Origin of the sequence: Methanofollis sp. (genome assembly GCF_028702905.1) — an archaeon.
Classification (GTDB): Archaea; Halobacteriota; Methanomicrobia; order Methanomicrobiales; family Methanofollaceae; genus Methanofollis.
The window spans coordinates 1-7,278 of record NZ_JAQVNX010000104.1 but is presented as its reverse complement, the minus strand read 5'-3'; the positions used below and the strand labels follow the sequence as shown (position 1 = coordinate 7,278).

Genomic DNA, 7,278 nt, shown 5'->3' with positions numbered 1-7,278 from the left:
CGCCCATAGAATCGGGGATTTTCGATCACCGCACCGTCACTATCGACTGCAAACGAGTTCAGACCGACATCGATCCCAACAGACTGTCCTTCACGCTTTGACCCGGAAGCATCCTGCTCTGCCTGAACGATCACGTACCATCTATCACCAGAACGGGTGATCAGGACACCTTTCACCTTCCCGGCATATGGTCGGTGCATCGTGAACAGAAGTGTTCCGATCTTTGAGAATGTAACCGTGCTCTGTTCACGGTCGATCTTGAACCCGGACTGGTTGTAGTTGAGCGTCCGGTATCGGAATGCGCTCTTGAACCTGAGTTTGCCGATCTTTCGACCTCTCTGCTTTATCTGCGAGAGTGCAGCGATGTTGCTCCAGAGAGTATAGTTCACCATCTGGAGCACTTTGGAGTACACGTCCTTCAGAGACGGATTATCGTCTTTCAGCGTGACGATCCGTGCCTGCATTCCTCGCATTGTCGGAGTGTTCCCGCCCTCCCGTGCTGTGTTGCATTCTTCGAGGAGTTTGTTGTAGAGCCACCTACAGGTATCGAGTGTCTCGTGCAATCGTGTTTCCACGGTTGCATCTGGATATGCCCGATACTTGTAGGAAATGATCATTCACTTCTCCATTTGAGAATCGACATACTCTTTCAGGGCGTCAAGGCTTACCTGTCCAGATGTTGCGAGGAAATATGACGGAGACCAGAAGGAATCTCCCCATAGCAAATTCTTTGTTGCAGGGAACTCCTGCCGCAGTCTCCGCGCTGACACTCCCTTAATCACATTGACAACATTGACAAGGTTGGTTTTCGGAGTCGCCTTGAAGAGAAGATGATAGTGATCTTCGGCGGGTTCATGAGCAACAACGTCTATACCCAATTCGTCAGATAGGTTCCACACAATATCTTTCAGACGTTCCCGGATCTCGTCAGAATACAACGCTTTCCGGCGATACTTCACTACTATCACTAGATGATAGTAGAGAGCAAAGACTGAATGCGCAGATCTATCGAGTTTATACTTCATATTGGGTGCACCACAATATAATACCCAAAAAGATATATCTATCGCAGGGAAGAAGGGCGGCTCCGCTTTCATCCCCGGCCTGAAGACAGGGGACTTCCCGCTCCGTCCCCTTCACCACCGCAAGTTAAAACGATCACCGCATTGACGTCACATCCTTCATGGATGTGTGAATTGAAATTGCAGGGCCTTGCGACCGAGTGCGGAAAGACCGTCGCACCCTTCGCGGGTGCGTGGATTGAAACTCATCGGGAGATCGGTCTGTCGATCTCTATCCTGGTCGCACCCTTCGCGGGTGCGTGGACGAAATCACTGTCGGTCATCTCTTTAGGGGAGTGCCGGTGAGGGTATCAGGAGGGTGATCACCGGATTTTACTATTTTTCACCTGTATTGGTGCCTCAATTCTGTTCCTTCTTATCACATCACCGACTCCCGGTGTTGCCTGAGCATATTGCATATGGGGAATATTATATATCCTCTCGATATCTTCACCATGGACTCTCATATCGGTACCGGGCCGCCCGGACCGAAAGCCCGCGACGCTGCCGGGATCGATACCGGCCCTGCCATCCCCAACGCGGCGATGGAGGGCCTCTGAGAGGTGAAGATGATGAAACAGAAGATTACCTATGTATCCCTTGAATCGGACGAGAGCATGCACCAGTTCTACGATGCGGCGCTTGCTGAGGTCGAACGCACCCTCGGCCATCGCCACCCGCTCTATATCGGGGGCAAGGAGTTCGCCCCTGTCGACGAGTTCGTGGTGCGCTCGCCCATCGACCGGGACATCGTGATCGGCCACTTTCAGAAGGCAGGAAAAAACGAGGCCGAAGCCGCGATCAGGGTCGCGAAAGGGGCCTTCCCGGCATGGAGCCGGACCGATCCCGAGGAGCGTGTCGAGACCATCGGGCGCGTTGCCGACATTCTGGAGGGGGAGATCTTCGCCCTTGCGGCCCTGATCACCCTCGAATCCGGGAAGACGCGGACCGAGGCCCTCGCCGAGGTCGGCGAGGCGATCGACATGATCCGGTACCACTGTCTGGTCTACGACAGGGCCAACAGTTTCGTCTTCAGGATGACACCCGAGGTGCGGGGCGGCATGAACTACAGCGTGATGAGGCCCCACGGCGTCTGGGCCGTCATATCCCCCTTCAACTTCCCGCTCGACCTTGCGACCGGGATGGCGTCTGCGGCCCTGCTCACCGGGAACACCATCGTCATGAAACCGTCGAGCGCCGCGCCTCTCTCCTGCATCAGGCTGTACGAGGCATTCGAGGCGGCGGGCGTCCCGCCGGGCGCCGTCAACCTCGTCACCGGGCCGGGCGCCACCTTCGGCGAGGTCGTCACCACCCACCCCGACGTCGACGGCATCGCCTTCACCGGGTCGCACGAGGCCGGGATGTGGCTCCAGCGCGCTTTTGCCGTAAAGCAGCACTACCCGAAACCCGTGATCACCGAGATGGGGGGCAAGAACCCCTGCATCGTCACGGACAAGGCCGACCTTGAGAAGGCCGCCGGGGGAGTGGTGCGGGCCGCCTTCGGTTATGGCGGGCAGAAGTGCAGTTCCACGTCGCGTCTCTATATCCAGGAGAGCGTGGTCGAGGAGTTCGGCCGGGCGCTGATCAGGCGGACGGCAGACCTGGTGGTCGGCGACCCGCGGCGGCGGGACACTTTCTTCGGGCCGCTCATCTCGGCGCATGCCCTGCAGACCTACGAGGACGCCGTCGCCCTCTGCCGGCAGGACGGCGGGCATATCCTCACCGGCGGGGAGGTGCTCCGCGACGGCGACCTGGCCCGGGGCTATTATGTGCGCCCGACCATCGCCGCCGGCCTCCCGCAGGACCACCCTCTGATGAAAAAAGAACTCTTCGTGCCCTTCCTCTGCGCCCGCACCTTCACGACGCTGGAGGAAGCCCTCGTCCTCGCCAATGACACGGAGTACGGCCTGACAGCCGGCATCTTCTCCGAAGACGAGGACGAGGTGAGGTACTTCTTCGACACCATCCGTGCGGGCGTCTGCTATGCGAACAGAGAGGGCGGGGCGACGACCGGCGCCTGGCCGGGGTACCAGTCCTTCGGCGGGTGGATGGCGAGCGGGTCGACCGGCAAAGGGGTGGGAGGGCCGTACTATCTCCTCTCCTTCCTCAGGGAGCAGGCACGGACCTCCCTCTGACCCAACCTTTTTCCCCTCTCCCTGCCCATTCCCGGTCATGGCAGGTCCTGACAGGCGCTGGTTTCTTCCCGACCTCGACGAGGCGGTGCGATGGTGCGAAGAGAGGAATCGTCAGGGCATCAGCTGCAGCATCAGCCCCCTCGGCGAGTACGTGCAGGACCGTGACGCCTCCCGGGACGCAGGATCAGAGTGCCGCGCCGCTGTCAGGGCCGTCGAGGCGCACGCGCTCGACGCCTCGGTCGCGGTGAAACTCTCCGCGCTGGGTGCGGTCTTCGACCGGGACGGGTGCACGGCGCACCTGGGACGCATCATGGCCGAAGGGAAGAGGCGGGGAGTCGGGGTTGAGATCGACATGGAAGGGCGAAACCTTGTCGATTTCACCCTTGCAGCGGCAGGCCGCGTTGCCGGGGAGGGGCACGCGGTGACGCTGGCCGTCCAGGCCTATCTCCAGAGGGCCGCCGGAGACCTCCGGGCGATGGAGGGGGCCGGGATCAGGCCGCGGCTCGTCAAGGGGGCATACCTCGGCGACACCCGCGACTTCGGCCTGATCCAGAGGCAGTTCCGCGCCATCGCCGCCTCACTCCTCTCCTCCCGCACGCCCTTCTCGGTGGGGACCCATGACCCCGACCTGGTGGCGTGGCTGACCGCACATGCGGAGAGCCGCGACCTGGTGGAGTTCGGCTTTCTGATGGGCCTTGCCGACCAGACCAAGACGGCGATGGCCGCGGACGGCTGGAAGGTCTCCGAGTACGTGCCGTACGGTCGGAGGGGATCGATATATGAGGCGCGGCGGGTGCAGTACCTCGACCGCCTCCGCGACCTCGGCCGATCGCCCCTCCCCTGATTCACCACCATTGCGTCTGTGCCAGGGGCGCGATGAGGGAGGGGTCGTCGTTTGCCGGGTCATTGACCCTGCCCCCCACCGGGGCCGAGGTCATCGTCTCTGCCGGGACGGGCACGAGGAGTCCGGCCGGGTCGTCCCCGGCAAGCCATGCCGCCTCCCTCTCCTGCCCGAGGACTGCGGGCATGCGGGAGTGGACCTGCGCCGCGAGCATGTTCGCGTCCGTCGTGACGATGACGAAAGAACCCCGATCGTACAGCCCTGCGAAGGCAAAGAGGGGTTCCTCTTTCAGGGTGAAATAAAAGGGCCTCTTCAGGGCGTCCCATTCGTAGAAACCGGTGGCCGGGACAAGGCACCGCCCGCCGTCGAGGAGGCGGGCGAAGACCGGCCTTTCCGCGAGGTCCTCGGCGCGGGCATTGACGATCAGGGGCGTGCCCGGAAACCCCCAGCGGGCGGGGAGGATACGCCGCTTCCCGTCCCCCGCAACGATGGGGAGGACCTGGCCGGGTGCGGCATTGTAGCGCGGTCTTTTGAGGAGATCCTCCCCCTCCGCGTCAAAACGCACGCTGATCCTCTCGGGCGCGGCGATGGTAAAGCGTCCGCACATGGCCGGGTATCGGCGCCTCCTGTACTTAGTCTCTCTGCCCGCGGCAGGGTGCGGTCACTCCCTCCGTCCGACCGACTCCCCGACCCATGCAAGGTAGTCGGCATGGCCGCCGACGACCGGGAGGGCGATGATCTCAGGGACGGCGTACGGGTGGGCCCCCCCGATCGTCTCTGTCAGGCTTTCGAGAAGTTCGCCTGTCGTCTTGATCACCATCAACTCTTCCCTCTCATGCTGGATCTCTCCCTCCCAGCGGTAGATGGAGCCGACCCCCATGATGTTCACGCATGCGGCAAGGCCCTTCCTGACGATAAGGTCGGCGATCCTCTCGGCGTCCCTCGTCGGGGCGGTGCAGAGGACGACGATGGTCTTTCCCTCCATTCAGACCCACCCCCTCGCGATCATCGCCTCGACGACATTGTGGATGGCGATGGTGTACGCCGCCTGCCTGAGGGTGAAGTTCTTCTTCTGTGCGGTCTCGTGGACCGCGTGATAGGTGGAGGTCATCATTGTCTTCAATCTCCGGTCCACGTCTGCGGCATTCCAGTGGTCCATGTTGAGGTTCTGGACCATTTCGTAGTAGGAGACCACGGCCCCGCCGGCGTTGCAGAGGAGGTCGGGGACGATCACGGTCCCCTTCTTCGTGAGAACCGCTTCGGCGTCGTTGGTGACCGGGCCGTTGGCAAACTCCGCGACGATCTTTGCCCTGATCTGCGGTGCATTCTCCGCCGTGATCGTGTTCTCCAGTGCCGCGGGGATGAGGATGTCCACGTCGAGGGCGAGGAGTTCCTCGTTGGTGATCTCCTCGGCGTCGGGGAAGCCACTGACGCTCCCTGTCCTCTCCTTGTGGTCTTCGAGCCTCCTCACCTCAAGGCCGTTCCTGTTCAGGACACCGCCTTTGCTGTCGCTCACCGCGACCACCCGCGCCCCGGCGAGGTACTGGCCGAGAACGGCCGCATGGGTGCCGACGTTCCCGAAGCCCTGGATCGCCACGGTCGCCCCGCGGAGGTCGATGCCCGCGTCCTCTGCCGCCTCGGCGACGACGTACCACCCGCCCCGCGCCGTGGCGTCTTCCCGCCCCTCTGACCCGCCGACGGAGAGGGGTTTGCCGGTGATCACCCCGAAGGTCGTCCTCCCCACGATCCGCGAGTACTCGTCCATCATCCAGGCCATGACCTTTGGGCTGGTGTAGACGTCAGGGGCCGGGATGTCGGTGTGCGGCCCGATGATCCGGGAGACGCCCATGATATACCCCCGGCTCAGCCGTTCGAGTTCGCCCTCCGAGAGTTCCTTCGGGTTGCAGACGATCCCCCCCTTCGCGCCGCCGAGAGGGAGACCGAAAAGGGCGCATTTCCATGCCATCAGTGCCGCAAGGCCACGGATCGTGTCGATCGTCTCGTCGGGGTGGAAGCGTATCCCCCCTTTTGTCGGCCCGCGTGCGTCGTTGTACTGGATCCTGAATGCCTGGAATGTCCTGATCCGGCCGGTGTCCATCCTGACCGGGATGGAGAAGTTGAACTCCCGCATCGGCGTCTTCAGGATCGCCTCGATATCCGGGGCAAGGCTGAGGTCATATGCGCACTGGCAGATGTGTCCCTTGACAGTCTCAAAGAGGTTGATCTCGGTCATGAAAACACACCTGCATTCCCCTGTGACCTCATAAACCTGTGGGCGGCGGGCGGGGGAATCCCCGGTGGAGGCCGGCCTTTTCGGCTTCTCTGAGGGCTTCGTCGTACTCGGACGCGGTGATGCGGCGGCCGAGGCCTTCGGGGAGGCCGCGCCCGCCCTCTGCGGCGTGCCATTCCGGCCGATACTGGGCCATGACGTTCACGTAACTCTCTTTCGAGACCTCCTGCGCGATGAAGCGGAAGACCTCGCGGCTCCCGGCAAGGCCGTCAGGGAGGACGAGGTGGCGGATGATCAGGCCGCGGACGGCGATCCCCTCCTCGTCAACGACGAGGTCGCCGACCTGCTCGTGCATCTCCAGGATCGCCTCCTGCATGTACCGGGTGTAGTGCGGGGCATGGGAGAGTCTGCGTGCGGTCTCGTCGTCGCCGTACTTGGCGTCCGGCATGTAGATGTCCACGATGCCGTCGAGGAGGCGTAGGGTCGAGGCGCAGTCGTAGCCCCCGGTGTTGTAGACGAGGGGGAGGGCGAGGCCCTGCCCCGCGGCGGTCTGGAGCGCCGCGATGATCTGGGGGACGAAGTGGGTCGGGGAGACGAGGTTGATGTTGTGGCAGCCGTCGTCCTGGAGGGCGAGCATGATCCTGGCGAGTTTGTCGCAGGTGATCTCCCGCCCGGCGCCGCACTGGCTGATCTCGTAGTTCTGGCAAAATTCACACCGCATCGTGCAATTGGAAAAAAAGATCGTCCCTGACCCATGTCTCCCCACGAGTTCGGGCTCCTCGCCGAAGTGCGGGCCGAAACTCGCAAGCTTCGGGAGGCTCCCGCTCCGGCAGAAGCCCGTCTCCCCGTGCAGGCGGTCCACCCGGCACTGCCGCGGGCAGAGGGTGCAGGAGGAGAGGCGTTCCCATGCCTCCCCGGCACGCCGGGCGAGTTCCCCTGTCTGCAGGAGATCGAGATATGACGGCGCTCTCCGTCCCATGACCAATTATGTGACGACGAAATCGCCCCGCA

General features: G+C 62.6%; 8 protein-coding genes. 2 read left to right on the top strand and 6 right to left on the bottom strand.

The features are described from left to right. Both PHP59_RS10550 and tnpA read right to left on the bottom strand, forming a co-directional pair. On the bottom strand, nt 1–575 hold a 575-nt coding region (locus PHP59_RS10550), incomplete at its 3' end, for a transposase (protein WP_300166734.1). A 42-nt stretch (nt 576–617) separates the two neighbouring features. After that, nucleotides 618–1,025, bottom strand: a complete 408-nt coding sequence (gene tnpA, locus PHP59_RS10545) for an IS200/IS605 family transposase (RefSeq protein WP_300166732.1) — start codon at nt 1,023–1,025, stop codon at nt 618–620. A gap of 605 nt (nt 1,026–1,630) precedes the next feature. Between tnpA and PHP59_RS10540 the strand changes: the two genes are divergently transcribed. Then, nucleotides 1,631–3,196, top strand: a complete 1,566-nt coding sequence (locus tag PHP59_RS10540) for an aldehyde dehydrogenase family protein (RefSeq protein WP_300166730.1) — start codon at nt 1,631–1,633, stop codon at nt 3,194–3,196. Nucleotides 3,197–3,233: 37 nt separating this feature from the next. Next, entirely contained in the window at nt 3,234–4,040 is an 807-nt protein-coding gene (locus PHP59_RS10535; RefSeq protein ID WP_300166728.1) for a proline dehydrogenase family protein, read from the top strand. A gap of 1 nt (nt 4,041) precedes the next feature. Here the strand turns inward: PHP59_RS10535 and PHP59_RS10530 are convergent, their stop codons facing one another. From PHP59_RS10530 to PHP59_RS10515, 4 genes are read right to left on the bottom strand one after another with little or no spacing between them, the layout of a single operon-like run. After that, complete coding sequence (locus tag PHP59_RS10530) at nt 4,042–4,644, bottom strand: SOS response-associated peptidase (RefSeq protein ID WP_300166726.1); 603 nt, start codon at nt 4,642–4,644, stop codon at nt 4,042–4,044. A gap of 54 nt (nt 4,645–4,698) precedes the next feature. Beyond that, on the bottom strand, nt 4,699–5,022 hold the full coding sequence (gene cutA / locus PHP59_RS10525; protein WP_300166724.1) for a divalent-cation tolerance protein CutA: 324 nt from the start codon (nt 5,020–5,022) through the stop codon (nt 4,699–4,701). After that, the gene (locus PHP59_RS10520; RefSeq protein ID WP_300166722.1) at nt 5,023–6,270 is read right to left on the bottom strand and encodes a Glu/Leu/Phe/Val dehydrogenase; all 1,248 of its coding nucleotides are present in this window, start codon (nt 6,268–6,270) and stop codon (nt 5,023–5,025) included. 28 nt (nt 6,271–6,298) lie between these two features. Next, complete coding sequence (locus PHP59_RS10515) at nt 6,299–7,246, bottom strand: radical SAM protein (RefSeq protein ID WP_300166720.1); 948 nt, start codon at nt 7,244–7,246, stop codon at nt 6,299–6,301. Nucleotides 7,247–7,278 lie beyond the last annotated feature (32 nt).

Excerpts from the sequence above, each read along its gene's own strand:
- PHP59_RS10535 (WP_300166728.1), top strand. The coding sequence starts at position 3,234 with ATGGCAGGTCCTGACAGGCGCTGGTTTCTTCCCGACCTCGACGAGGCG.
- PHP59_RS10515 (WP_300166720.1), bottom strand. The coding sequence starts at position 7,246 with ATGGGACGGAGAGCGCCGTCATATCTCGATCTCCTGCAGACAGGGGAA.
- PHP59_RS10520 (WP_300166722.1), bottom strand. The coding sequence starts at position 6,270 with ATGACCGAGATCAACCTCTTTGAGACTGTCAAGGGACACATCTGCCAG.
- cutA (WP_300166724.1), bottom strand. The coding sequence starts at position 5,022 with ATGGAGGGAAAGACCATCGTCGTCCTCTGCACCGCCCCGACGAGGGAC.
- tnpA (WP_300166732.1), bottom strand. The coding sequence starts at position 1,025 with ATGAAGTATAAACTCGATAGATCTGCGCATTCAGTCTTTGCTCTCTAC.
- PHP59_RS10530 (WP_300166726.1), bottom strand. The coding sequence starts at position 4,644 with ATGTGCGGACGCTTTACCATCGCCGCGCCCGAGAGGATCAGCGTGCGT.
- PHP59_RS10540 (WP_300166730.1), top strand. The coding sequence starts at position 1,631 with ATGATGAAACAGAAGATTACCTATGTATCCCTTGAATCGGACGAGAGC.